Origin of the sequence: Gilliamella sp. B2923 (assembly GCF_026536565.1) — a bacterium.
In the GTDB taxonomy this organism is placed as follows: Bacteria; Pseudomonadota; Gammaproteobacteria; order Enterobacterales; family Orbaceae; genus Gilliamella.
The window spans coordinates 227,728-251,589 of the sequence record NZ_JAFNNZ010000002.1 but is presented as its reverse complement, the minus strand read 5'-3'; the positions used below and the strand labels follow the sequence as shown (position 1 = coordinate 251,589).

Annotated in this window: 27 protein-coding genes and 1 tRNA gene; 18 read left to right on the top strand and 10 right to left on the bottom strand. The window is 32.8% G+C overall.

What is annotated here, in order from left to right; genetic code table 11:
• Position 1 precedes the first annotated feature (1 nt).
• From J3U42_RS03855 to fruA, 7 genes are all read left to right on the top strand, one after another.
• Positions 2 to 958, top strand: a complete 957-nt coding sequence (locus J3U42_RS03855) for an ABC transporter permease (RefSeq protein ID WP_366518707.1) — start codon at positions 2 to 4, stop codon at positions 956 to 958.
• Positions 948 to 1,919 (top strand): iron chelate uptake ABC transporter family permease subunit, encoded by a 972-nt coding sequence (locus tag J3U42_RS03850; RefSeq protein WP_267329418.1) that lies wholly within the window; start codon positions 948 to 950, stop codon positions 1,917 to 1,919. Before J3U42_RS03855 ends, J3U42_RS03850 begins: the two co-directional genes overlap by 11 nt.
• The gene (locus tag J3U42_RS03845) at positions 1,916 to 2,671 is read left to right on the top strand and encodes an ABC transporter ATP-binding protein (protein ID WP_267329419.1); all 756 of its coding nucleotides are present in this window, start codon (positions 1,916 to 1,918) and stop codon (positions 2,669 to 2,671) included. Before J3U42_RS03850 ends, J3U42_RS03845 begins: the two co-directional genes overlap by 4 nt.
• A gap of 168 nt (positions 2,672 to 2,839) precedes the next feature.
• Positions 2,840 to 3,862 (top strand): catabolite repressor/activator, encoded by a 1,023-nt coding sequence (gene cra / locus J3U42_RS03840; RefSeq protein WP_267335614.1) that lies wholly within the window; start codon positions 2,840 to 2,842, stop codon positions 3,860 to 3,862.
• A 189-nt stretch (positions 3,863 to 4,051) separates the two neighbouring features.
• A complete protein-coding gene (fruB, locus tag J3U42_RS03835; protein WP_267335612.1) occupies positions 4,052 to 5,257 on the top strand; it encodes a fused PTS fructose transporter subunit IIA/HPr protein in 1,206 nt (401 codons plus the stop codon).
• A 2-nt stretch (positions 5,258 to 5,259) separates the two neighbouring features.
• The gene (fruK, locus tag J3U42_RS03830; protein ID WP_267329422.1) at positions 5,260 to 6,195 is read left to right on the top strand and encodes a 1-phosphofructokinase; all 936 of its coding nucleotides are present in this window, start codon (positions 5,260 to 5,262) and stop codon (positions 6,193 to 6,195) included.
• A gap of 8 nt (positions 6,196 to 6,203) precedes the next feature.
• The gene (gene fruA, locus J3U42_RS03825) at positions 6,204 to 7,952 is read left to right on the top strand and encodes a PTS fructose transporter subunit IIBC (protein ID WP_267335610.1); all 1,749 of its coding nucleotides are present in this window, start codon (positions 6,204 to 6,206) and stop codon (positions 7,950 to 7,952) included.
• 62 nt (positions 7,953 to 8,014) lie between these two features.
• Here the strand turns inward: fruA and J3U42_RS03820 are convergent, their stop codons facing one another.
• The gene (locus tag J3U42_RS03820) at positions 8,015 to 8,590 is read right to left on the bottom strand and encodes a TIGR00730 family Rossman fold protein (RefSeq protein WP_267335608.1); all 576 of its coding nucleotides are present in this window, start codon (positions 8,588 to 8,590) and stop codon (positions 8,015 to 8,017) included.
• 147 nt (positions 8,591 to 8,737) lie between these two features.
• On the opposite strand from J3U42_RS03820, the gene J3U42_RS03815 reads away from it, so the two are divergent.
• From J3U42_RS03815 to J3U42_RS03800, 4 genes are all read left to right on the top strand, one after another.
• Positions 8,738 to 8,813, top strand: a tRNA-Asn gene (locus tag J3U42_RS03815).
• Positions 8,814 to 8,993: 180 nt separating this feature from the next.
• Positions 8,994 to 9,473, top strand: coding sequence for a tyrosine-type recombinase/integrase (locus J3U42_RS03810; RefSeq protein WP_267335606.1), 480 nt, complete (start codon positions 8,994 to 8,996; stop codon positions 9,471 to 9,473).
• Entirely contained in the window at positions 9,470 to 10,321 is an 852-nt protein-coding gene (locus J3U42_RS03805; RefSeq protein WP_267335604.1) for a tyrosine-type recombinase/integrase, read from the top strand. Before J3U42_RS03810 ends, J3U42_RS03805 begins: the two co-directional genes overlap by 4 nt.
• Before the next feature lie 81 nt (positions 10,322 to 10,402).
• Complete coding sequence (locus J3U42_RS03800) at positions 10,403 to 10,576, top strand: AlpA family phage regulatory protein (protein ID WP_255556190.1); 174 nt, start codon at positions 10,403 to 10,405, stop codon at positions 10,574 to 10,576.
• 96 nt (positions 10,577 to 10,672) lie between these two features.
• Here J3U42_RS03800 and J3U42_RS03795 read toward each other — a convergent pair whose 3' ends face one another.
• The 8 genes from J3U42_RS03795 to J3U42_RS03760 all read right to left on the bottom strand — a co-directional run bounded on the left by J3U42_RS03795 (position 10,673) and on the right by J3U42_RS03760 (position 17,165).
• Entirely contained in the window at positions 10,673 to 11,023 is a 351-nt protein-coding gene (locus tag J3U42_RS03795; protein WP_267335600.1) for a hypothetical protein, read from the bottom strand.
• Between the two features lie 273 nt (positions 11,024 to 11,296).
• Positions 11,297 to 11,980 (bottom strand): toxin-antitoxin system YwqK family antitoxin, encoded by a 684-nt coding sequence (locus tag J3U42_RS03790; RefSeq protein WP_220218894.1) that lies wholly within the window; start codon positions 11,978 to 11,980, stop codon positions 11,297 to 11,299.
• A gap of 75 nt (positions 11,981 to 12,055) precedes the next feature.
• The gene (locus J3U42_RS03785; protein WP_220218895.1) at positions 12,056 to 12,514 is read right to left on the bottom strand and encodes an N-acetylmuramoyl-L-alanine amidase; all 459 of its coding nucleotides are present in this window, start codon (positions 12,512 to 12,514) and stop codon (positions 12,056 to 12,058) included.
• Between the two features lie 357 nt (positions 12,515 to 12,871).
• Complete coding sequence (locus tag J3U42_RS03780) at positions 12,872 to 13,417, bottom strand: hypothetical protein (protein WP_267335597.1); 546 nt, start codon at positions 13,415 to 13,417, stop codon at positions 12,872 to 12,874.
• A gap of 795 nt (positions 13,418 to 14,212) precedes the next feature.
• The gene (locus J3U42_RS03775) at positions 14,213 to 14,587 is read right to left on the bottom strand and encodes a hypothetical protein (RefSeq protein ID WP_267335595.1); all 375 of its coding nucleotides are present in this window, start codon (positions 14,585 to 14,587) and stop codon (positions 14,213 to 14,215) included.
• Positions 14,588 to 14,865: 278 nt separating this feature from the next.
• On the bottom strand, positions 14,866 to 15,840 hold the full coding sequence (locus J3U42_RS03770) for a hypothetical protein (RefSeq protein ID WP_267335593.1): 975 nt from the start codon (positions 15,838 to 15,840) through the stop codon (positions 14,866 to 14,868).
• A 109-nt stretch (positions 15,841 to 15,949) separates the two neighbouring features.
• Positions 15,950 to 16,672 (bottom strand): hypothetical protein, encoded by a 723-nt coding sequence (locus tag J3U42_RS03765; RefSeq protein ID WP_267335591.1) that lies wholly within the window; start codon positions 16,670 to 16,672, stop codon positions 15,950 to 15,952.
• Positions 16,673 to 16,781: 109 nt separating this feature from the next.
• Positions 16,782 to 17,165, bottom strand: coding sequence for a hypothetical protein (locus J3U42_RS03760; protein WP_267335590.1), 384 nt, complete (start codon positions 17,163 to 17,165; stop codon positions 16,782 to 16,784).
• A 234-nt stretch (positions 17,166 to 17,399) separates the two neighbouring features.
• Between J3U42_RS03760 and J3U42_RS03755 the strand changes: the two genes are divergently transcribed.
• From J3U42_RS03755 to J3U42_RS03735, 5 genes are all read left to right on the top strand, one after another.
• Positions 17,400 to 17,960 carry a hypothetical protein gene (locus J3U42_RS03755; protein WP_267335588.1) on the top strand — a complete coding sequence of 187 codons (561 nt, stop codon included), beginning with the start codon at positions 17,400 to 17,402 and terminating at the stop codon, positions 17,958 to 17,960.
• A 146-nt stretch (positions 17,961 to 18,106) separates the two neighbouring features.
• The gene (locus J3U42_RS03750) at positions 18,107 to 18,820 is read left to right on the top strand and encodes a HEAT repeat domain-containing protein (RefSeq protein ID WP_267335586.1); all 714 of its coding nucleotides are present in this window, start codon (positions 18,107 to 18,109) and stop codon (positions 18,818 to 18,820) included.
• A 167-nt stretch (positions 18,821 to 18,987) separates the two neighbouring features.
• Entirely contained in the window at positions 18,988 to 19,569 is a 582-nt protein-coding gene (locus J3U42_RS03745; RefSeq protein WP_267335585.1) for a hypothetical protein, read from the top strand.
• Positions 19,570 to 19,724: 155 nt separating this feature from the next.
• The gene (locus J3U42_RS03740; RefSeq protein ID WP_267335584.1) at positions 19,725 to 20,579 is read left to right on the top strand and encodes a hypothetical protein; all 855 of its coding nucleotides are present in this window, start codon (positions 19,725 to 19,727) and stop codon (positions 20,577 to 20,579) included.
• Positions 20,580 to 20,622: 43 nt separating this feature from the next.
• The gene (locus J3U42_RS03735) at positions 20,623 to 20,784 is read left to right on the top strand and encodes a hypothetical protein (protein WP_267335583.1); all 162 of its coding nucleotides are present in this window, start codon (positions 20,623 to 20,625) and stop codon (positions 20,782 to 20,784) included.
• Between the two features lie 134 nt (positions 20,785 to 20,918).
• Here J3U42_RS03735 and J3U42_RS03730 read toward each other — a convergent pair whose 3' ends face one another.
• Entirely contained in the window at positions 20,919 to 21,449 is a 531-nt protein-coding gene (locus J3U42_RS03730; protein WP_267335582.1) for a hypothetical protein, read from the bottom strand.
• A 600-nt stretch (positions 21,450 to 22,049) separates the two neighbouring features.
• Here J3U42_RS03730 and J3U42_RS03725 point away from each other — a divergent pair.
• Complete coding sequence (locus tag J3U42_RS03725) at positions 22,050 to 22,778, top strand: outer membrane protein (protein ID WP_220218902.1); 729 nt, start codon at positions 22,050 to 22,052, stop codon at positions 22,776 to 22,778.
• A gap of 314 nt (positions 22,779 to 23,092) precedes the next feature.
• A complete protein-coding gene (locus J3U42_RS03720) occupies positions 23,093 to 23,830 on the top strand; it encodes a carbonic anhydrase (RefSeq protein ID WP_220218903.1) in 738 nt (245 codons plus the stop codon).
• The last annotated feature ends 32 nt before the right edge of the window (positions 23,831 to 23,862 follow it).

Sequence of the window (23,862 nt, the reverse complement as noted above, 5' to 3'; positions counted from 1 at the left end):
GATTAAATCGTTTTATTTTATGACAGCCATTGTCTTTTTAATGGTAATGGTTGTCGTAAGTCTGTTTATTGGTGCAGGGAATGTCACATTATCAGAACTCTGGACTGACAGTAACATGCGAGAAATCTTTTTTGTTAGCCGACTCCCTCGAACACTAGCATTATTATTAGCAGGTAGTGCAATGAGTGTGGCTGGCTTGATTATGCAGTTGCTCACTCAAAATCGATTTGTTGAACCCTCCCTTGTAGGCACGACGCAAGCAGCAAGTTTAGGGCTGCTGGTAATGATGGTCTTTGCGCCTGCTGCTAGCGTCATGATCAAAATGGTTGTTGCAAGCCTATTTGCTTTGTTCGGGACGCTGATTTTTATGTATATTTCCCGGAAAATTATGTATAAATCTGCACTTATGGTACCACTTATCGGCATTATGCTTGGGGCTGTGATTAGCGCAATTACCACTTTCTTCGCAATGTATTTTGATTTATTGCAGTCTCTTGCTGGGTGGGAATCGGGTGATTTTTCCGGAATTTTACAAGGACGATATGAACTCTTATGGTTAGTTGGGGGACTAACGTTGCTAGCTTGTTGGAATGCCGATCAGTTCACGGTGGTCGGTTTAGGGCGTGATTTTTCGGTTAATGTTGGTCTCAATTATCGCCGAGTGATGTTAATTGGCCTTATTGTTATCGCACTTATCGGGGGAATTGTTGTCGTTGTTGTTGGCGTATTGCCATTTTTAGGATTGATTGTCCCCAATATTGTAAGCTTATTAATGGGGGACAATGTCCGTAAAACGATTCCATGGATTTGTCTTTTGGGCAGTGGATTAGTGTTAATATGTGACATTATTGGGCGTGTTATCCGATATCCATTCGAAATTCCTGTGAGTGTTATCCTTGGTGTTATAGGTGCAGTTATCTTTTTAGTTTTATTGAGTCAAAAACGTCATGTCCGTTAATCTAAACCGTCAGTTTTCCAGCGCAAAACGGGTGATAATACTGTTAGTTCTCGCTCTAGTTTGCATTACTTGCTTTATGACCATTAATTTGAAAGGAAACATCAACTATATTCTCATGCATCGAACATGGATTATGTTAACCATGATTTTAGTTGCGTTTTCAGCGTCAACCTCAACGCTACTATTCCAAACCCTAACCAATAATCGAATATTAACGCCATCGATAATGGGGTTTGAATCATTGTTTGTTTTAATTCAAACTATAATCATATTTTTTATTGATATTCAAGGCATCCCTTTTATTGGCGTAATAGGAAAATTTATATTTGAATCTTTAGTCTTGATATTCTTTTCACTCTTTTTATATCAAGGCTTATTAACTAAACTTAAGCAAAATCTTCATTTGGTGCTATTAATTGGTATTGTTCTAGGCACACTATTTCGTAGTTTTTCCAATTTATTACAGCGATTAATGACGCCGACAGAATTTGCTGTATTGCAAAGCCGCATTTTTGCGACCTTTACTCGAGCGGAACCTGTGTTAATTCTATTTTCGCTAGCTATTGTAACCATAATTGGGCTGGTTTTGTGGCAAATGCGCTATCGATTTGATGTGTTAGCATTAGGGCGTGATAATGCCATTAGTTTAGGCCTCGATTATCAAAAAAATGTCTCGATAATCTTATTACTTGTATCAATCTTAGTTGCAATCTCTACTGCGCTGGTTGGACCATTTACTTTTTTAGGTCTGCTGATTGCAAATTTAGCCTATAGCGTAAGTGGATCTAGCCAACATCGTTACTTACTACCAACAGCCTTTTTATTAGGCATTATTTTTCTTGTAGGAGGACAAATGTTTTTAGAGCGAGTGCTAAATATGGTCGGTGCGCTATCGATTGTTATTGAGTTTATTGGAGGCACTTTATTTATCTTCTTATTATTGAAAAAGGTGCCAAAGTGATTGAAATTAACAATATCAGTAAAAATTACCAATCAATTTCAGTATTAAAAAATGTCAATGCCACTATAACCCAAGGCGGCATTACGACAATCATTGGCCCCAATGGTGCAGGCAAATCGACGTTACTTTCAATAATAAGTCGTCTGCTATTGGCTGACGAAGGCGAAGTAAAAATTCAAAATATGAATGTGGTTGATACACCTAGTGATAAACTTGCCACTTACTTATCTGTATTAAGACAAGAAAATCGCTTTACCAGTCGGCTGACCGTCTTTGACCTTGTCGGTTTTGGCCGTTATCCCTATTCTAAAGGGCGCTTAAATGCTAATGACTATGAGCATATTCATCGTGCTCTCGAGTTTTTAAATCTGACTGAATATAAAGATCGTTTTTTAGATGAACTCTCCGGCGGACAACGACAACGTGCTTATGTTGCTATGGTGCTTTGTCAAGATACGGAGTATGTTTTGCTTGATGAACCGCTAAACAATCTTGATATGAAACACGCAGTTTCGATGATGAAACAGTTACGGCGAGCGGCTGATGAGCTGGGTAAAACCATTGTGATTGTTATTCATGACATCAATTTTGCATCGGTTTATTCAGACTATATTTTAGCGATGAAAGATGGGAAATTGATTTATCAAGGCGAGCCAAAACAGATTATGGATGCGGCGATATTAGAAGAGATCTTTGATACTCCCGTTAAAATTGAGAATGTGCATGATCAAAATATTGCTATCTATTATTAGTTAATTTGATCAATTATCTTAGGTGTTGGTTAAAGTAACCATTTGTAATATCGACACTATTTTTTGTTTGTTAACATTGCCAATCATCGCATAAACAATACGGTCGATGTTTACAATGTAAGTTGATTTAGGTTAAATTACTAACAGTTTTTTGATTGAGAAAGTTTAATGAAATTAGAACAAATTGCTTTGCTAGCAGGTGTATCAAGAACAACTGCCAGCTATGTAATTAATGGAAAAGCAAAGAAGTATCGGGTAAGTGATAAAACCATTGAAAAAGTTATGGCGGTTGTAAAAGAGCATAACTATCAACCTAATGCGGTAGCGGCAGGATTAAGAGCAGGTAAAACACGCACAATTGGTATCATTATTCCCGATTTAGAAAATAATAGTTATACCCGAATAGCAAATTATCTAGAGCAACTTGTTCGCAAAGAGGGTTATCAGCTACTGCTTTCATGTTCGGAAGATAATCCTGAAATAGAAAAAGAGAGTGTTAAACACCTTAGACAACGCCGTGTTGATGCCTTAATAATCTCATCTGCTTTCGTGTCTGATGATGATTATACTTTTTATGATGACTGGCAAAATAATGAAATTCCATTATTTGCGCTCGATAGAACATTATCGGCAGACCACTTTAGAAACATTGTTGGGGCTGATAAAGAAGATTCAAAGATGTTAGCGCAAACATTTAATCAATTTGTGAAGGGTAATATTGTTTATATTGGCGCATCACCAAATTTATCTGTAAGCCAGCTTCGTATGGCAGGTTTTAAAGATATTACGCAAGACCACTGTAATAGGGTTGATTTTTTATGCGTAAATAATTATAGTCGGCACGATGCAGCGCTAACATTTAGTTGCTGGCTGGAAACAAATAAGATACCAGATGGTATTTTTTCAACCTCTTTTTCATTACTGCAAGGCGCAATTGATGCGATATTGAAAAAGTTAGGTCATCTACCAGAAAATTTAACTATTGCAACATTTGGCGATAATGAATTACTGGATTTTTTACCTTGTAAAGTGATAGCGCTTTCTCAAGATCATAAAGCAGTATCCAAAGTAACTATTGAGTTATTATTAAATAGTTTACAGAAAAAACAGTACCAACCGGGTACTACTGTTATACCAAGACGGTTAATCTATCGTGGTAGCTTTAGTCGGGATGGTAGCTTTAAGAATTAAAAGCTGTTTGAATTTTTAACAAAAATCAGATCTAGATCACAGATTAATTATTAATAGAAATAAAATATTTGATAATTAATAAGTTTGTATTCATTATTGCTGAAACGATTCAATATGATTCAATTATGGATTTAGAATTACTGAGTTATTTTAGTAGATCTAACATTTTAACCCCGAGGTATTTATTATATGTTTCATTTAGTTAAAGAAAATATTCATTTAAATGAACAAGCACCCAATAAAACAGAAGCAATAAAACAAATTGCAGCAGCCTTAACTAACGCCGGTTATGTGGAAGAAGGGTATGTTAATGGTATGCTTGAACGGGAAGAGCAAGCTGCAACTTATCTGGGTATCGGTATTGCTATTCCTCATGGTACAACTAAAACCCGCCATTTAGTTAAAAAAACAGGCGTACAAGTGTTTTGTTTCCCTGAAGGTGTTGTATGGGGCGATGATGGTGAAAAGGCTTACTTAGCTATTGGTATTGCGGCAAGTTCTGATGAACATCTCGAACTATTGCGTCAACTGACTCATGTTCTGGGTGCTGACGGTGTTGAAGAACGAATTAAAAATATTCAATCTGCCGATGATGCGATTGCCATTTTGACCGGTAAAGAGAGTTCACAAGATAGCCAAATTAGTATTAATCATGATTGTGTCTTATTAGATATTACCGCCGACAGCCTAGCGACATTACAAGCATTAAATGCTTCACGCTTAAAACAACAAAATGCCGTTAACGCATCTTTTATTGCTAATGTGCTTGATAATAAACCTAATTATTTAGGCAGTGGTGTTTGGTTAAATGATAGCAAAGAAGGTAACTTAAAAAATGCGATTGCAATTAGTCGCACAGTCAGTGATCTGAGTCAAGACGGTAACCCTGTAAAATTATTAATCACAATGTCAGCAACTGATGATAGCGTGTGTGAAATTATTGCTAATATTGCAACGTTGACCTTTAACCAAAAATTAGATCAATTATTGTCGGCCAATATTGATACGCTTAATCATCTTCTGGTAGCAGGTGGTGAGGGGGTTGCTTGTGATAATACTCAAGCAGAATCAGCCGTTAGTCAGAATCAATCAACCACGACTGAAACCAGTGGTGAAACCTTAACGCGTGATTTTATTGTACCAAATGAAAACGGTTTACATACCCGTCCTTCGTCAGTACTGGTTAAACTTGTCAAAGAGTTTAACAGCAAAGTTACAGTGGCAAATCTCGACGGTAAAGGTGAAGCGGTTAGCGCAACCAGTCTTATGAAAATTGTCGCTTTGGGTGCTAAAAAAGGTAGCCGATTAAGATTTACCGCTGTGGGTGATGATGCCCAACAAGCCCTTGATGCAATTGGTCAAGCAATTGAAAGTGGTTTAGGCGAGGGCGTTTAGTGATGACATATCGTGTTGCAACTATTACCTTAAATCCCGCTTATGATCTTTTGGGATTTTGTCCCAAAGTGGAACTTGGTGATGTGAACCTAGTTCAAACTAATGCTTTACTTGCCGCTGGCAAAGGCATTAATGTCGCTAAAGTATTATCTGATTTAGATGTTAAATTGACTGTTGGTGGCTTTTTAGGTAAAGAAAATCGTGATGGTTTTAATTTGTTATTCAAATCCTTAAATGTGGTCGACAAATTCCAAACGATTGAAGGCCGTACTCGTATCAATGTTAAATTGACCGAAGAAAATAGTGAAGTGACGGATCTTAATTTTTCCGGCTTTACTATCAGCGAAAATGACTGGCAACTGTTTGTGAAAAGCTCGCTTGAATGGTTGAAAGATATCGATATGGTGGCAATCAGTGGTAGTTTGCCAGCGGGCGTTTCGCTTGATAAGTTCACTGATTGGATGAAACAAGTCAAAGCCATTTGTCCAAAAATTGTGTTTGATAGCTCAAGAGATGCTTTGGTTGCCGGTTTAAAAGCCAAACCATGGTTAATTAAACCTAATGATAAAGAATTAGAAATGTGGGTAGGACGGAAATTAACCACCCTACCGGAAATCAAAACAGCTGCCATGGAACTTATTGATGGCGGTGTTGAGAACGTGGTAATTTCACTAGGAAGTAAAGGTGCTTTATGGGTAACAAAACACGAAGCATGGTTGGCAAAACCGCCTAAATGTCAGGTAGTTAGCACTGTTGGTGCTGGTGATTCTATGGTTGGTGGTTTAATGTATGGTCTGATGACTAATCTATCCATTAAAGACACCTTAGTATTTGCATCAAGTGTTGCCGCTTTATCAGTTGGACAAGCAGGAGTTGGTATATCTGACCGTCAAGCAGTCACTAACATGCTTTCAAAAATTGAAATAATTGCGGGATAGGAGTATTCATGAATATATATATAGTTGAAGGTAGTCATTCTGGTCCGGTTAACGGACGTTTGGCTAAAGCAGAACTAGCTTTAGCTGCCAATTCATTAAATTTAAAAATCGCAGAAAATGCTCAATCTGCTGATGTCATTGTTGCTGTTGGTGGTGGTGATATCGGTGATAAGTCTGTGATAGGCAAAAAAGTTTATGTGGTGGAAGATTTAAATGAAATCTTTGCTAACCCTAAACAGATTTTAAATGATGCGCCGACTAAAGCGAGCGTTTACCAACAATCAACTTCAGCAGCGCCAGCATCTAAGTCAGATACTGGTGTAAAACGTATTGTTGCGGTCACAGCTTGTCCAACCGGTGTTGCTCATACCTTTATGGCAGCTGAAGCGATCGAAGAAGAAGCCAAAAAACGTGGTTGGTGGTGTAAAGTAGAAACCCGTGGTTCTGTGGGTGTCGGTAATGAATTAACGCCAGAAGAGATCGCTGCGGCTGATGTTGTGATTGCAGCTTGCGATATCGATGTCGATCTCAGTAAATTTGCCGGTAAAAAACTATACCGAACTAAGACTGGTCCAGCTCTTAAAAAGACTGCTCAAGAGTTAGATAAAGCATTTGAAGAAGCGACGGTTTATCAACCTTCGGCGGGTGCCTCATCCGGAAAATCAAGCAATGAGAAAAAAGGTGTCTATCAACATCTTTTAACCGGTGTTTCTTATATGTTACCAATGGTAGTTGCGGGCGGATTGATTATTGCACTCTCTTTTGCCTTTGGTCAGTTCCAAGAAGTATTAAAAACAGTTAAAGTAATTGAAAATGGCGTAGAAGTTGTTAAGCAAGTTCTTGTAAATGAGCTGGTCGGTGAGACTCATTTATCTGAAATTGGTGGTTTAGCCTTCTCGTTAATGGTGCCTTTACTTGCCGGTTATATCTCTTACTCGATCGCAGACCGACCGGGTCTTGCTCCGGGGCTTGTTGGTGGTTTGCTTGCAGTTTCAACTGGTGCAGGATTCTTAGGTGGTATTATTATTGGCTATTTTGCTGGTTATTTTGCATTAGCTATTACTAGATATTTACCATTACCAAAAAGTATGGAAGCATTGAAACCAATATTAATCGTGCCTTTACTTGCAACTTTAATTACTGGTCTAGTTATGCAATTTATTGTTGGTACGCCAATCGCATGGTTAATGAAAAGTATTACTTTATGGCTAAATACAATCAATGGTGCTAATGCTGTTATGTTAGGTGCATTATTAGGCGGTATGATGTGTACTGATATGGGGGGGCCAATTAATAAAGTTGCTTATGCTTTTGGTACTGGTATGATTTCTGAACAAGCTTATGCACCTATGGCTGCAGTTATGGCGGGTGGAATGGTTCCTCCATTAGCGATGGGATTAGCTACTTTAATCGCTCGCAAAAAATTTGCTAAAGCAGAACAAGAAAGTGGTAAAGCGTCTCTAGTTTTAGGCTTATGCTTTATCTCTGAAGGGGCGATTCCTTTTGCAGCGCGTGATCCGCTACGTGTAATCCCTTGTTGTATTATTGGTGGAGCAATCACTGGTGGTATGGCATTAGCATTTGGTTCAACGCTAATGACTCCACATGGTGGATTATTTGCTTTGGCAATACCTGGGGTTGTGAAACCAGTTGTTGGATATTTATTATCAATTGTTGTCGGTTCACTTATTGCAGGTATTGCTTATGCATTAATTAAAGCACCCGAATCGGTGAATGAAAATCCTCAAGCTGCTTAACAGAAGTAAAATACTAAAAACGCCGTCAAATGATGGCGTTTTTTTATTCCGGTTATTAGGTTTTATTTTTTTACCCAACGCTGCAAATCTTTAGGTACAAACTCATCCATACGTTTAAGTATTAATTCGTTATTATCGCTCACAATTAATGTTTGATAAAAACTTTCCCGAATAAAGCCCTCATTAACCGAATGTTCCAGAAAGTTTAATAATGATTGCCAAAATCCGCTCACATTAAACAAAGCAACCGGCTTTTCGTGATAACCTATTTGCATACCCGTCCAAACTTCAAAAACTTCTTCGAGCGTGCCTGTTCCGCCCGGCATAGCGATAAAACCGTCAGCTAGCTCAGAAAGCCTGGCTTTACGTTGATGCATATTTTCGACGACTTCTAAACGGGTAATACCGTGGTGCGCTGTCTCAGCTTGTACTAAACGTTCGGGAATAACGCCAATAACTTCACCACCATTGGCTAAGACCGCATTAGCAATAATTCCCATTAAACCTTTATTGCCACCGCCGTAGATCAAACGTCTGTTTTGATTGGCAATGGTTTTGCCTAATTGTTCAGCGGCTAAACGATATTCCGGAGACGTGCCCTCACTGGCACCACAAAAAACACATATATTTTTTTTCATTAATTTATCAACAATATTAAGCTAAAGAGTGCTAATAATAGCATATAAATCGCGTGATTTGTTTATAAGGTGAGCAGTTGGTTGTATTTAGTGTATTAACGATTGACACAGCAGCCTTTGATGGTTAATATTCTCCCCGTTGAGTGTTCCTCCATAGTTCAGTCGGTAGAACGGCGGACTGTTAATCCGTATGTCACTGGTTCAAGTCCAGTTGGAGGAGCCAACTTTCCACTTCATCTCATATCTATACATCTCTATTTATTTATAAATCAATATATTATATTTTTTTTAGTATTCCTCTTATCCATATACATCTATCAATTTTTCTATCAATTTAATATTTTTTCGGGTTCAAATGAGGGTGAACAAAAATGCTCATTTTTTCCTCAAGGAAAAGAATTCTATGCCAAAAATAATTAAAAGATTAACAGATAATCAAATTAAAAATAGTCGAGCAAATGATAAAAACTTGTATTTAAGAGACGGAAATGGTTTAGTTCTTATTGTTTGCAAAAACAACATTAAAAAATGGGCTTTTAAATATACATCCCCAATCACAAATCGTGAAACTTCAATGACACTAGGTAACTATCCATTGGTAAGTTTAGATGAAGCACGTTCCGAAAGAGATGAATATATCAAACTCCTTAAGCAAAAAATAGATCCTCAAATTTATAGAAATTCGGAGCAACAAAAACAACTTGATAAACAACGCACCACTTTTAAATATGTGATGAACGAGTGGTATAACAGCAGTTATTGTAAAAAACTAAAACCAAGAACACTATTGAAAAAAAGGCAATCCTTAGAAAAGCATATTGTCCCGTTTATTGGAAATGTACCGATTCAAGAGATCACGCCAAGCAGGGTTATTGAGCTGTGAAAACCGTTGGAGCAGGAAAAAAATTCGAAACATTACACAGATTAATACAACGGATTAATGAAATCATGAACTATTCCATAAATGTTGGATATATGGATATAAATAAGTTAAATAAAGTACATATGATTTTTGAATCGCAACAAACAAAACATCTGTTATCTATTAGTCCAGAAGAATTACCTGAGTTTATGAAAGCACTTTCAAAAGCACAAATTAAACCTTGTACTAAATTGCTTATTGAGTTTCAACTACTCACCCTAGCTCGTCCTATTGAAGCCGTACAAGTGGAGTGGAGCGAAATTGACTTTGTTAAGCGTATTTGGACAGTTCCAGAAGAAAAAATTAAAAAAAATCGAGAACACCTTGTACCGCTAAGTCAACGAGCAATAGATATATTGTTGGAGATGAAAAAAATTAATGGAAATAGAAAATATGTTTTTAATTCACAGGTTAAGAAGCACCTTAATAAACATATGAGTTCTCAAACAGCTAATGTAGCTATTAAACGTATGGGATATAGTGGTAAATTGGTTTCTTATGGCTTACGATCCGTTGCATCAACGTATTTAAATGAGCAAAATTTTGATAAAGAAATCATTGAAATAGCACTTTCACATATTGATAAAAATACAGTTCGTAGGGCGTATAACAGGTCGCTATATCTTGAGCAAAGAACCGAAATGTTAAATTGTTGGGCTGAGTTTGTGCGATTTGCTAAAATAGGTAAAGTCTTACAGTTTAATAAGCAAAAATCTACCAACCCTAAACCTACAGTTAACTTTACTTCAAACTATAGCAACACAAGCAATATGAGCAAAATTTCTTACTCAATGAATCTTACTGCTTAATTAATACATTCTTTCACGTATTGCATTGCATAGTTAAACAATTATTAAATGAAGGAAAAAATGAACAAAAGGATAATTAGATTGGCAGACGTTATACATAAAACAGGCATGTGCCGTGCTTCAATTTATAAAGAAATGGCAGAAAACAGATTTCCAAAAAATGTTAAGCTTACATCTGTAGCGGTCGGATGGATTGAAAGCGAAATAGATGAATGGATTGAATCACGCATTTTAACACGTAACAGCAATAATTAGTTATAAAAAAATGTTACCATTTTATCATTACTAATTTATTAAACAAAAAGGGAATTTTTATAATTCCCTTTTTAACAAATTTTAAATCAATTATAATTAATTCAAACTAAAACTTATTTCTATAAATTGAAATTGTTTAAAATAATTATAGGCGAGCTTCTCAATACCTTCAGGGGTTAGATTTTCTATTGGAGACATTTCATTTTTTTGCAACACATAGCCTCCTTTTTTATAATCCGCAACGTCTGCAACATTATTTACCTGAAAATTATTCTTGCTGTAAAAGTATTTTTTTTCTTCTATGTTAAACTCATTCAAAACATATGTTTCTTCACCATCTATATAAAACTCATGGTAATATGCGTTTGTAGTGGAAATCCCTCTAAATCTTTTTTCTATAATAATTTCCACATCCGAAGAATAGATATAGCTAAATATATCTTTCATAACAATTTATTTTTATGTTTTAGTTTTAATAGTAACATTAATTAGTTTAAAAATTTTTTCATCACTAACCTATCTTATGACTTCTAACTCGTCAGAGCCTTCGGGGATATGGAAACGGAATAAATAACTTCCATTAGTTCTTTTGGAGAAGTTACGAAACCTAATTAAAAGTATTAAAAATTTATTCATTATTTCCAATCTACATTGTTATTTTTTTATCATTTTATATTAAGATTAACCTATTGATTGGACTAATATCCATGCATTGAATTATTATTTAGGTATAGTTGAAAGCTCTTTTAATTCAGTCTCATATAAATCATCAAAATTGTAAATTTTCTTTGAAACAACTTTTCCATTCTTATATTGAGTTATGATTTTATAGTCTTTGCCTAATTCATCAGGATGATAATAGGTGGTTTCGATTAAATCGCCTTTTTCATCGTATGTTTTCCATAATCCTACAGGTATTGTGGTAGCATTATACATATCCATAAACCCTTCATATTTCTTAACGCCATTTTCAAAGTAAATAGTAGTGAGTTTGGGTAATTCTAAAGAGTCAGTAACTATTGTTTCTATAAGATTTATTTGTCCATTAGGATAATAAATAACATATAATACATCTCCTTTTTTGACTTCATCTCTTACATAGCGGATGAATTTTAGTTTTCCATTTGGGTAAAATCCTTGAGCAGAAATGCCGTCTGGTTTATATGATGACATATAATACACAGATTCTAATTGACCGCCTTTAGTATAGTAAGTTTTTATATAATCCGCTGCTTTATTGCCATTGATATAATATTCATACCGTAGAAAACCCTCCGGAGTATTGGATTCTTTAATTTGTACTGAATGTGAAGGGGTAGCTTCCGAAATCTTTTTTGCTTCAATGTGTTGAACACATGCCAAAATGCCACCAAAAAAAATAGACACCATTAGTAATTTTTTCATTTTATTCCTAAAACGTTATTTAATGTTGATTTCTAACCCTTGAGCAAGTTGCTCTGCTATTAAGTCCATATTGTCCTAAATACTTTTTGCATCTTTTGGGGGTGTAATATAACCAAACTCAATTAAAACTTTATATTTCGTTTGATTTTTTACCTCAAGAACTCCTACATTATTTCTAGCATCAGGGTGTTTCTTTCCTATATTGACAACAGTATAACAACTAAAAATATCATTAGCTAATTCTAGCCCTTTTTTATCTCCTTCATAATAGATAACATGCGCGCCGGAAGTAAAATTGGTTAAGCCATCTGCATGAATAGAAATAAAATAATCCGCTTTGTTATTATTAGCTATATCACAGCGAAAATAGATCGCTTCTTTATTATTGTCAACTTTAACAGCGTTTTTACTATTTCCTTGGTATAGGTAATGGAGCCCTCTACCGTGTATTCCATTTCTGTTTTTTCTTCTCCATTGACTAAAAAGGAACTGGGTTATTTGAATACAGGTTTTGGGTAGTATCGGTATTTTCAATTTCCCTAAGACTGAGCACTAATTTACCTTTTCGGGGAGTACCGTAACATTTGGCAACCAGATAAATTTTGTCATCCAAAGAGGCTTGATTTAATTTTAAATAGGTATATTCATTAGGTTTATTCGCGACATTTACTTTTTTTGCAAAATGGTATCCGCTACATTAATCTGAAAATCAGATTGATGTAACAAATCATAGACAATTTGATTAGGCTTGGCTGAATAGGAATCGGTTTGAGGTTGTAATAACTTGTTGCCGGGTTGATTGGTTGTGATTGTTTATTGTCCGGCAAGGTTGCTTCTTTTTTCATTTTGGGCTGTAGACTTATTTTTTGTTTATGTATCTAACTTTTAATATTATTTATTTTTAACGTTGAAACATTGAGGATCATTAATTGAATCTATGATTAAATTAATTTCATTTCCTTTCTTTCTTGACATACTATATTTACAGATTTGAATAGTATTTCCCGATTGGATTTGTTCCATGGATATTAATTCTAATAAGTTGTTTTTATCCTTTTCAAAGATGAATTTATCAACCGTTAAATGTCTGGTTTCTTGTATAATTTCTAAGGTATATTCTTTTTTACTTACTTTTGTCAAAGTAAATGTTAAATCATTTCTATCACCATAGTTACTAATTAATAATTTATAGTTTTCTTTAAATTTTATATTTCCTTGTTCTATTTGAATTATAAAATGATCATACGGTTGATCCGATACTAAATTTTTATGGACTTCCCCTGCATTATCAAATTGAATATGAACAATATTATTTTTAATAATATTAGCTTCGCTCTCATTTTGAATCTTTTGTTTACTATAAACATTTTTAACTTGTCCTTGACAAGGAAAAATTAATATCATTATTAGAATAAAAAAGATTCCTTTATTTTTCATTAATACACTCATTATATTTCATTATACCTTTTAATATTTCTGTAAACTTCTTTCTTCGAAACCATTGGGGACTTTTACATTTCCATTAATTGCTCATGATACCAATAAAATATATATGATTAATAGATAAATTAAATCAAAAAAAATTATATTATACTAAGCGTGTTTAACATCGTCCTATTTTTCAAACTCACCGATTAAAAGCCTTCCACCTCTGCATCTGTCTCATTTTATCATAAAATGTGGCATCTAAAATGATAAACTTATCCTTATAAAATCCGACAGGTCTAGAGGCAGTAAACATGCCTTTTAACTCATACTTATAGCAAGTTTGTCCATAGTCATATGAGTATCGGTTCGACGGATAAATAGATGATAAGGGTTTATAGTCGCATACAAAATTTTTATATCGGTAAAAGTTCACATTTTTTGAATCAAGTGTATATAACTCTTTTTCCTCTTCATTATAAAAAGTTGCAGACGTTTTTAACAGGTTAGCTTTACCCAAAATAAAAGTGTCATCTTGATATAGTAAGATATCGTAGTTGTTTTTAAAACTTTTGATGATTTGTTGGTTTTAGGTTTTAGGGTCATAACTAATGATCTGATTTTTTGTGTAAAGTTAGAATGTTATCCTGCGAGGTTAAATAAAATGGCTGATTGTTTAAATCTTCTGGCAAGGGGTATTCTTCTTCTCGATTCAATAAATTAATCAGTTTTAAATTGCCTCGATTGGAATATATGACATATTTACCATTAAAATTTTCATAATTGATTTTAGCATCAGAAGCATATTCATCTATTTTTTACCAATTTTAAATTATTATTATCTAAAAGATATTGGGAAATTTTTTTACTGTTATCGGGTAATCTATTTTGAGCTTCTACTAATGAATAATCATTGCTGGTGTCAATCCATCTCATCTCTTGTTCGGGAAGCGTTAACTCTTGATAACTTTTGCCCCGATCTTTCGATATAAGTATTACGGTTTGATCTCCTATTTGGCTTGAATCAAAGGAGTTAAGATCTTTATTTCCGATTAAAATAATGGTGTTCTCGTTAGGTGCTTTAAAACGTTCAAAACGAAAAGCAGACATTGGGTCTAAGGCAGTTGCTTGGTCGGTTAATTGGTATAGTTGATTAAAATCGTATTTGGCTATCCATTTCATATTTCCTTTTTAACGGGGTTACAGCTGAATAAAAAAGGTTTAATAGGGTAGTGATAATGAATTTATTATTTAGAGATATCATCATAAAAAATACTCTAGTTACATATCCTTTGTTAACGGACTCTTGTTATTAAGTTTCAAATAAAACCAACAGCCATTATAAGGATTAGTTTTGAATGATTATTCTTTTTAATTTACTCATTTATATCGGTTTACTTATCACCGTTCATAATTATGAGGGTGATAAGCAAAATAATTGTGTGTTTAATATACTATCGTTACTTCAATTCATCAATTTCTTTATCCACAAATTTGCGTTCGACAAGCTCACCGTCTTTATAGGTTTCTGTGTACAAAAGTTTGCCTTTTTCAGCGGAAGATAGATCAGCATTTCCATCTGGCTTCTCTTGGTAATCTAATTCATAAAACTTCCAAATTCCAATCGGTAACCCTTTTTGGTAATTTGCTTCAAGGTAAGTATAACGGTAAGTATAATAACCATTCAGCTTCTTCTCAATCCACAAACCTTCACGGGTATGATTTTCGACTAACCCCTGCTCTTCATTATCTTTATACTTACCATTTTGAGGATAGTAACGGATAAATTTGCCTTCGTCATTTAGTTGATATTGATAAAACGGTGTTTGTGTTATTCCGTCCTCAGTAAAGGAATAGTCTCGGGTGGAAATGATCAGGTTTTCATCTATATAAAAAATTTTACCATCTGTAAAACCCATTTCTCCCGAGTGATTATAGTAAATTTTTTTAGAATCAACCTGTTCTCCATTTTTTAAGGATAACAGATATATAGATAGATTTAGATAACTGTTAGGTTCTGATTTTTGTATTGCTAATTTTAAGATTTTATCGCCTTTTTTGAGGTATTTGAATGAAATAATAAAAGGTATCGCTTCTTCTTTATATAAATTATATCTGCTAAAAACCTCATCATAATCTGAATATTCTATTTTAAAAAGTTTAGGATTATAATTTACGGTTTCCTCACAACCAAGTAAGGAACAAAAGCTATCCCTACTTCCATATCTATGAACAAAATTATTGTACAACTCTGCAATTGAATCTTCGTTTTTTGCTTTATGGAGTATTGCCCGCTGCCCTAATGGTGGTGATATAAGTGCACCTGACAAATCTTTTGCTGTGTCGGGAGTGGCAGGTGTATAAGTTATTATCGGTTGCCCATACGAACAACCCAACCATAGAGTCAATGTAAGTAAAATAATTATTTTATGCATAGATATTAGGGATTTCTCGAAAGTTATAAATAGATAAATGAATATTATATACGGTATGTATTTTATTTCTATTTAGTTAAACTAATACAATCCGCATAATCACTCATTTTTATTCAGGAACAAAATCACTAATATTATTAAAGACGATATGATAACCATCACCCATGTTTAACGTTATTTTTTTATAGGTAAATTCAACAAACAGGCTTTGTAATGAGTGAAAATCACGCTCTTTTTTAGATAAAAACTTCTTTGCATATTCAATATACTCAGGGCAACAATCCTTATATTTTTCTGGGTTATCGATTATTTCATTCTGATAGAACTGTTTTTGAACCAAATAAGACTCTTTCCTGATCTCATTAAAATATCTTTCTTGGCAAATGGCTTCTAGCTGTGGTGTAGTTTTAATCGCTGTTGATAAAATAAATTTACCTTTATTGTTATGTAGCAGTATATCTTCTTTAAAAGAAAATGGTAAAAATACATTTCCCCTATCAATATTATCAATTAAGTCTTGAGAAACCGCATATTCTATTTCACCAGTTAATAGGAAATCTTGATCCTTGTTATCTATAAATTCAATTTGGAGATCATCTATACCCAGATACAGCTTTTTAATGATAAAAAGCGTCTTACCTTTTTGTACCAGTGAAAAGTCTTCTGGGTTTAATCCTTTTAATGCTAATTTTTTACTGCCTAACTGAATTAAAACAGGATCATGGTCTAACATAATGACTTTGCTAGAGTTTATGCTTATTTTTTCCTCTTTATGCGCATAAGCACAAGAAGTCAAAAAGCTAATGAGTAAAAGTATAGCTATCGTTTTCATTATTTTCCTAATTAAATAGTAGTATGTATAAAATCTATATTAAATCCCCAATGTTCATGCTCATAATGATTTTGAACACCTGAGTTTACACCGGAAAACTCTGCCAAACCTATCGGAACGCTTGTTCACACGCAGTAAGGCATAAAAAAAATAGAACAAATACGAGAAAGCGATCTCTGATTGTCTCAAAACCAAACCAGTGGCAAAATAAGCCTAAAAAAGTAACGTCATTATCCGCTAAGAGACAGACACTACCGTACAAATAGAGCTGGAAGGCCAAACCATTGAAACTACCGCCGAACACCCTTTTTACACCAAAGAAGGCTGGAAAGATGCCGCCGACTTCACCGAATAATACCACATACAAACCAAAAATAAAAAATGGTATCGTGTAAAAGGGTAAAACTATCTTTATACTAAGAAAGAAGTTTAGAATTTTGAAGTTGAAGGCTGGCACACCTACTTTGTCGGCAAACTCGCTTGGCTGGTGCATAATGCGCTGCCTTGTTTTTCTACAATGATAAGGGAATCCCAAACATGCTTTCAAAATATCATGAGAGGGAGAAGTTTTAATATGGTAATGAATAGTGCTTTGAGAGAATTACATGGAAAAAAAGTTACTATAATAGATGACATTTCTAAATTACTGGGATTATAAAATTTATAAAAATTAAACAATATGTATACATTAAAATTCTTAGAACACAATGACCTTATGAAAGAGGTTATGTCTGAAGAAGGCACTTTAGACAATATATTAACCCTTAGTCTTGAGAATAAACCCACAGCAGAAGACAAAAAACATCTCAATAATGCTGAGGATTGGGCTAAATATGCTTTTGATAATGATAAAGAATACTATGTTACTTTTTTTAAAGATGGTGAACCTATAGCATGCGTAAATAATTATTTTAGAAAGCTAAGTGTAACTTTTTTAACTTATAATAATGGAGAACTATTTGTCTATCTTTATATGATTTATAATAAAGAAAAGGGGGCGTATAATAAAGACGTTGATGGTAGGATATTTTTACGCCAGTTTGAGTTATATGATGAAGATGCAGATAAAAGAATAACCAACAAAGTTCTTTTTAGAGATAATGGCATTATGAATGTTGAGACCATTACAGAAACAAAAAGGCCGGAATTTAGTATGAATTATGAAGAAAAAGAGACAAAAGTAAACTTATCCCATAACTGGATAAGAAAACCTCAGAATTACAAAGATTATGAATATTTATTAGATTATCAGAATATTTTAAAGCCCGAATATTTAGATTTACCATAATATTTATTGTGCATTCTTTTAGTTATTAAAAATACCAAACGTAATGCCGGAAAAATTCTGGAGAAGAAAGATCATCACCTTTCAATAATAATAAATAATGATAAGACAAATTTTAACTTTCTTAATCCTTTTAGGACACCAGTAATATGAATATAGAAGAATTAAAAGCAAAATATGAAAAATACATTGGAACAGATGAGTTTATGGATCATATTTTTGAATTAAAAAAAGATTTGTTATCATCAGATTCCAATGATTTTTTAGAGTATCATTACTTATTAATGAATAATAAGAATTTGGATAGTGGTGAAAGAGACTTAATAAAATCTTTCTTTTACTCAGAAGTCGTTAATGAAAGAGATAAAACTAAAGTCGGGGAGTTTCTATTAAAAAAATTTGAACAAGAAAAAACACCTCAAAAGCAAGCTGAATTGATTAAAATATTAGGACATTTAAGATATTCTAAAGTCAAAAAACTCGCCATCCAAGAAATAAAATCGCCTGAATATGAATTACGCTTTGCCTGTATCATTGTATTGGGCTGGGTTGGCACTGCAAAAGACTTAGTCTATTTAAATGAACGAATGTTAAATGATCCGGAAGGTACATTACGTCAATGTGGCGCTGCGGCAATGAGACAAATTTGGTTTCGACATAAATCAACGAAATTAAAAATTACCCAGTATATTAATGGAGCGATCAGACATGAAACCAATCCATATGCCTTAAGCGGAATGATTATCACGATTCAAGATTTATATGGAAAGAAATTAGGAATTAAAGAAAGTCATTATGGTGATATATCGGGAGATGTTAACAAAGCAAAAGAAAAATGCATTAAAGAATTAGATAAAAATTAACTAGAAATATTAAAAAGTTTAGAACCATAAAGATAAAATATAGAATTGTTAAAAATTTTAATAAAGAAGAACAAAGTAAATTAGAAAAATTAGGAATTAATGTAGGAGAAGGGTGGGATTCATTTGAAATTGAGGAAAATAATCAAAATTTTGAACCAATAAAAAATATGTTGTATAAGGATTGGGATAATGTTGCTCAAAAGAAAGGTTATTTTTCAGGAAAAGATAGAGCATTAGCCCCGTATTTAAATATATATGCAAATAAAATGTTGGGATATGCAAAACCAGATGACGAATCTATTGTAGATGAATACGAATATCCATTTGATATATACCCTTATTACAAAGGTGTCTTTGAAATAATTAATACTGACAAACAATTTGGAATATTAAGAGGAAATCAAAACGGCTATTATTCTTTAGAAGATGAACCTAATTGGATAGGAAATGAAATTGCATCGGCAAATAACATTGAAGATGCTTTTTTTGTAAAACCGGAAGTTTTTGAAAAAATATTTAGACCTTTAAATATTAAATCTTTGCCAGTTATCAATTATAAAACTCAAACAAAATTAGAAAATGTTGTACAAATAGTTCAACAAGGGATTAGTAAATCTCATTTAATGATTAATAAAACTCAAATCAAAGAAAAAACACATATTGTAAATTGGGATATTGATAAATATGTATTAAGTGATGATTCTTATTATCCATCTTTTGATTCTTCACCCGGTGAATTTGATTTTTGAGTATTTTGGTACAGGAGGATTAACTGAAAGAAATACAATAACTTAAAAAAAACTTTATAACATATTAAAAATTAACAATATTAAGGTTTAAATTATTATCCTATGAAAGGATAATAGAAAAAGTTTAAAAAAATTGATACATGGATTTAATCAATATGAAAATAAAATATCGATTTTTTAAAAATTTTTCCTTAAAAGAAGTTCGTAAATTAAAAAATATAAATATTTATGTCGATGTGGGATGTGATGCTTTTACATTCTATGAAAATGACGAAATGAACGAGCAACTTCAATCCATATTCGGAAGCAATTATAAAAACTATGTTACTGTTGCCAAAACAGAATTTTCAGAAAACGAAAGAATTAATGCCGATTATTTATCAATTAAATCTAGTAAAATATTGGGATATCCTCAACCAGAAGTCTTAGATGGAAATGATGAATTGGAAAAATTTCCTTTTAATGTTTTTCCTTATTTAAAGAACGTATTTGAAATAACAAAAAAAAGTGAAAATTTTGGAATTATTAGAGGAAAGCAAATTGGAAGTATCTCATTATTAAGCGAACCTAAATGGAATAAAAAAGGTATAGGAACAATATATTGGCTTGAAGATACATTTTTTACTACACCTTCAATTTATGAAAATATATTTAAACCACTAAATATACAAAGCAAAAGTGTAATTGGGTATGGTAATCAAAAACCTCTAGTTACAGTAGTTCAATTGTTACCACAAGGAATATCCTCATCTAAATTAAATATAAATGATAATAATATAGATAAGAAAACACATATCCCAGAGTGGGAAATTACTAGGTTTCATTTAAACAATAAAGGATTTTTTCCGTCTTTTGAAAATCATCCTGGAAATTTTGATTTTTTTGTATCTCAAGAAAATTTTGGTTCCGGTCATGCCAATTATAAAGAAGTCTTTGTATCGCAAAAGCTATATCAACTTTTAAAAAATAATAATATAAAAGGACTAGATTATTACCCAATAAAGAAGTAATAAACCGAAAATTCCACCGTTAGGGAAAGTAATGGAGAAAACCGTGAAAAATTATATTGATAATACTGCAAAATATTCCAACGCAAAACTAAACGGAGCAGAAATTTCAGAAGAAATTTTACTTCAAGTTCAAAATATGAAAGGAGTTTTCCAAAAAGTATTAGACTATGCCAAAAAGAAAAACGTGACTATTATTTTTTGCTAGTTCAGCTTTTAAGTAAAATATTTTCAGACTTAAAAGCATAGCAATGAATAAGAACAACATTATCCAGTCAACATTCTTGTGGTTGTTTAGAGGATATGTTTCTCTTTTAACTTATTGTTTTCTTGTTTTAATATTTATTCGATAGTTTTTACATCATTAATAGCCAGTAAATTATATCTAGCTCCGTTTGAATAAACCTTTAATAAAAATGCGGTATTTCGTGTTCGTATATTTGTTTTACTACAATATTTTGTAATTATTTTATTGTTAGCAACGGTTAAGTAAAGATTTGCATTATCTTGTTTAAAGTTAAATGCAGTGGGTTCTGTATTATTCTTTTTATATTGATAATAAAGAATAAATTCGAGTTTTTTAGGTAAAAAACCATCCATTTTTTCTTCATCATATATATAATTTCCTTTCCCACAATAATCAGATAATGTTGCTTCAAATTGCACATTATCCACTTGTATAGAATCTATACTGTCAGGTATAGCATATATATTTGATAATGAGATTTTTTTACCATTTATTAGGGTGAGGGAATTACTAAGAATAAAGATTACTTCTTCTGATTCTATATTTTTTTTAATGGCGTTAGACACATTTCCTCCGCTGCAATTAGCGATAAAGGGAATAAGTAAACTGAGGGCTATTTTTTTCATTTTCTTTTAGATTTTCTTATTTGGGATACCATATATTTTTATATCTGGCATCTGATGAAAAATAGGTATTTCTTTTGCCAGCGACACCTTCTGAGTTATATTCTCAGCATTTACAATACAACCTTTTATTTTATTAACAAGGAACAACTAACGGACATGATTGACTAAGCTAAACTCCTCAATTCAATCATTATCAAATTTTAGGCAAATATAACATTATTGATTAAATTTTACACTCATTCCATCTCATTTTATTGAATTATTTTTATAAACAATTCGATGATTTTTATAAGAATTTAATTATGGAAATAAACGAGGGTTTATTGGTTTTTACATAAATATAGTGTCCTTTGTGCCCAATTTAGTATAAATGAACTTATAAAATAATAAATTTGAGTTTCTTTATTCGAATTGTTTGAGTTATAGTGTTTTTTTTGTGCGTTTTCTGAGCGGTGTTTTCCTGGTATATATAAGTAAAATAGCTAAAAAGATTAAGTTAAATAAATAACATTAATGATTAATTTATTGTGTTTTTGTCACTACTTAGTTAAACTTTTGTTTCAATGGATAAGTGCAACAACTTAAAAAAGGAAATTTAATATGAAAAAAACACTCATCGCCTTAACGGCAATCGCTTGCTTCTCAAGTTTTGCTCATGCTCAAACATCTGGTTTTTATGTAGGTGGTCAATTAGGTTCAAGTATTTTAAAAGCTAGTAGCCTAAAAGATAGCTATAGCTATGATGATGGATATGACTACTGGAGCGAAAGTTATAAAATCGGTTCAATTAGTGATGGCAAACTCGCTGGCTCATTAAATATTGGTTATAACTTCAAACCAGCTTTTGATCTTCCTTTCAGAGCAGAGTTATCATTTACTTTACGTGGTAACTTAGATGATAAAAAACATAAAAGTTATTATGATGAAGACGATGATTTATATCATACAACCCAAAGAACTAAAGCTCGCATGAATACTTTAATGCTTAATGGTTATTATGATATTGAAACAGGCACATCATTTACGCCATTTGTGGGAGCGGGTATTGGTCTTGCTTTTGCAAAATTAGAACATAGATATGATGAAAGATATGAATTTGATGATGAAGCAGATTACATACAATTCTCTAGATCAAAAACTAAATTTGCATGGAATGTTGCTGCTGGTGTTGCTTATAAAGTCTCAGATAATTTAGATATCGACTTCACTGCTCGTTATGTCGATGCGGGTAAACTTACTTTAAAACGTAGTTATGATGATTTTCATTTCAAAGCTAGTGGAAAGCTAAGTTCTGTTGATTTATTAGCGGGTATACGTTATAACTTCTAATTGTTTATGATTTATACAAAATAAAAAGGGCTTAATAGCCCTTTTTTATCACTTTTTTAGACCACTACTTTAAATAAAAAAGCTTTTCAAATTTGATATCCCGATAAGATTTGTTCATATCTATTAAATAAAACAATCATCTATAAACTATCAATCATAGTTAAATCATTGCAAATAGACGAAAATAGTACTAAATATAAGTTCAAGTTGTGTTATTTAGGTAAAGAGGCAAAAAATATATAATTCATCAAGACATTTTCATCGATGAGGTATACAATTTATACACTAAATTATTATTCTCTTTGAAGTGTAGCATGAAATATAACGCAATTATCGCAATGTTTATGGCAACAAGCTTATCTTGCGCCGCAGCCGAACATCATCCTCACTGGGGGTATGAAGGGCAGGAAAAACCAGAAAACTGGGGAAAACTCTCACCGGAATATTCAACTTGTGAAAATGGTAAAAATCAATCGCCAATCAATATCGATCATGTTTTAAAAACAGAGCATAGCGAACTCAAACTTACTTTTGAAGCCGGCCAGCAAAATATCATTAATAACGGCCATACTATTGAGATCGATGTTTCCGGAAATAACCAATTAGAACTAGACGATGAAATTTTCACATTACAACAATTTCATTTCCATACGCCGAGTGAAAACACCATTAAAGGCAAATATTTTCCAATGGCAGCACACTTTGTTTATAAAAACCAAGATGATGAATTGGCAGTAATTGCATTAATGTTTAATAAAGGTGAAGCCAATTCAGAATTAGCAAAAGCATGGCAACAAATGCCGACAGAATCAGGAAATACAGCCGTTTTAGCCAACGCAGTTGATATTAAGGCGTTATTCCCAAAAGAATTAAGTTATTACCGTTTTAGCGGATCATTAACAACACCACCATGTACAGAAGGGGTAAGGTGGATCGTGTTAGAACAACAAAGCCATGCCTCAGAAGAACAAATCGAAAAATTCCATTCGATTATGCACCATAATAATAATCGCCCAATTCAGCCATTACATGGACGGATTATTGTTGATTAAAATAAGATAGGGGTTTTGGTGAAAGCGATCAC

Excerpts from the sequence above, each read along its gene's own strand:
- J3U42_RS03850 (WP_267329418.1), top strand. The coding sequence starts at position 948 with ATGTCCGTTAATCTAAACCGTCAGTTTTCCAGCGCAAAACGGGTGATA.
- cra (WP_267335614.1), top strand. The coding sequence starts at position 2,840 with ATGAAATTAGAACAAATTGCTTTGCTAGCAGGTGTATCAAGAACAACT.
- fruB (WP_267335612.1), top strand. The coding sequence starts at position 4,052 with ATGTTTCATTTAGTTAAAGAAAATATTCATTTAAATGAACAAGCACCC.
- fruK (WP_267329422.1), top strand. The coding sequence starts at position 5,260 with ATGACATATCGTGTTGCAACTATTACCTTAAATCCCGCTTATGATCTT.
- fruA (WP_267335610.1), top strand. The coding sequence starts at position 6,204 with ATGAATATATATATAGTTGAAGGTAGTCATTCTGGTCCGGTTAACGGA.
- J3U42_RS03820 (WP_267335608.1), bottom strand. The coding sequence starts at position 8,590 with ATGAAAAAAAATATATGTGTTTTTTGTGGTGCCAGTGAGGGCACGTCT.
- J3U42_RS03810 (WP_267335606.1), top strand. The coding sequence starts at position 8,994 with ATGCCAAAAATAATTAAAAGATTAACAGATAATCAAATTAAAAATAGT.
- J3U42_RS03795 (WP_267335600.1), bottom strand. The coding sequence starts at position 11,023 with ATGAAAGATATATTTAGCTATATCTATTCTTCGGATGTGGAAATTATT.
- J3U42_RS03790 (WP_220218894.1), bottom strand. The coding sequence starts at position 11,980 with ATGAAAAAATTACTAATGGTGTCTATTTTTTTTGGTGGCATTTTGGCA.
- J3U42_RS03780 (WP_267335597.1), bottom strand. The coding sequence starts at position 13,417 with ATGAAAAATAAAGGAATCTTTTTTATTCTAATAATGATATTAATTTTT.
- J3U42_RS03775 (WP_267335595.1), bottom strand. The coding sequence starts at position 14,587 with ATGAAATGGATAGCCAAATACGATTTTAATCAACTATACCAATTAACC.
- J3U42_RS03770 (WP_267335593.1), bottom strand. The coding sequence starts at position 15,840 with ATGCATAAAATAATTATTTTACTTACATTGACTCTATGGTTGGGTTGT.
- J3U42_RS03765 (WP_267335591.1), bottom strand. The coding sequence starts at position 16,672 with ATGAAAACGATAGCTATACTTTTACTCATTAGCTTTTTGACTTCTTGT.
- J3U42_RS03760 (WP_267335590.1), bottom strand. The coding sequence starts at position 17,165 with ATGCACCAGCCAAGCGAGTTTGCCGACAAAGTAGGTGTGCCAGCCTTC.
- J3U42_RS03755 (WP_267335588.1), top strand. The coding sequence starts at position 17,400 with ATGTCTGAAGAAGGCACTTTAGACAATATATTAACCCTTAGTCTTGAG.
- J3U42_RS03750 (WP_267335586.1), top strand. The coding sequence starts at position 18,107 with ATGAATATAGAAGAATTAAAAGCAAAATATGAAAAATACATTGGAACA.
- J3U42_RS03745 (WP_267335585.1), top strand. The coding sequence starts at position 18,988 with ATGTTGTATAAGGATTGGGATAATGTTGCTCAAAAGAAAGGTTATTTT.
- J3U42_RS03740 (WP_267335584.1), top strand. The coding sequence starts at position 19,725 with ATGAAAATAAAATATCGATTTTTTAAAAATTTTTCCTTAAAAGAAGTT.
- J3U42_RS03730 (WP_267335582.1), bottom strand. The coding sequence starts at position 21,449 with ATGAAAAAAATAGCCCTCAGTTTACTTATTCCCTTTATCGCTAATTGC.
- J3U42_RS03725 (WP_220218902.1), top strand. The coding sequence starts at position 22,050 with ATGAAAAAAACACTCATCGCCTTAACGGCAATCGCTTGCTTCTCAAGT.
- J3U42_RS03720 (WP_220218903.1), top strand. The coding sequence starts at position 23,093 with ATGAAATATAACGCAATTATCGCAATGTTTATGGCAACAAGCTTATCT.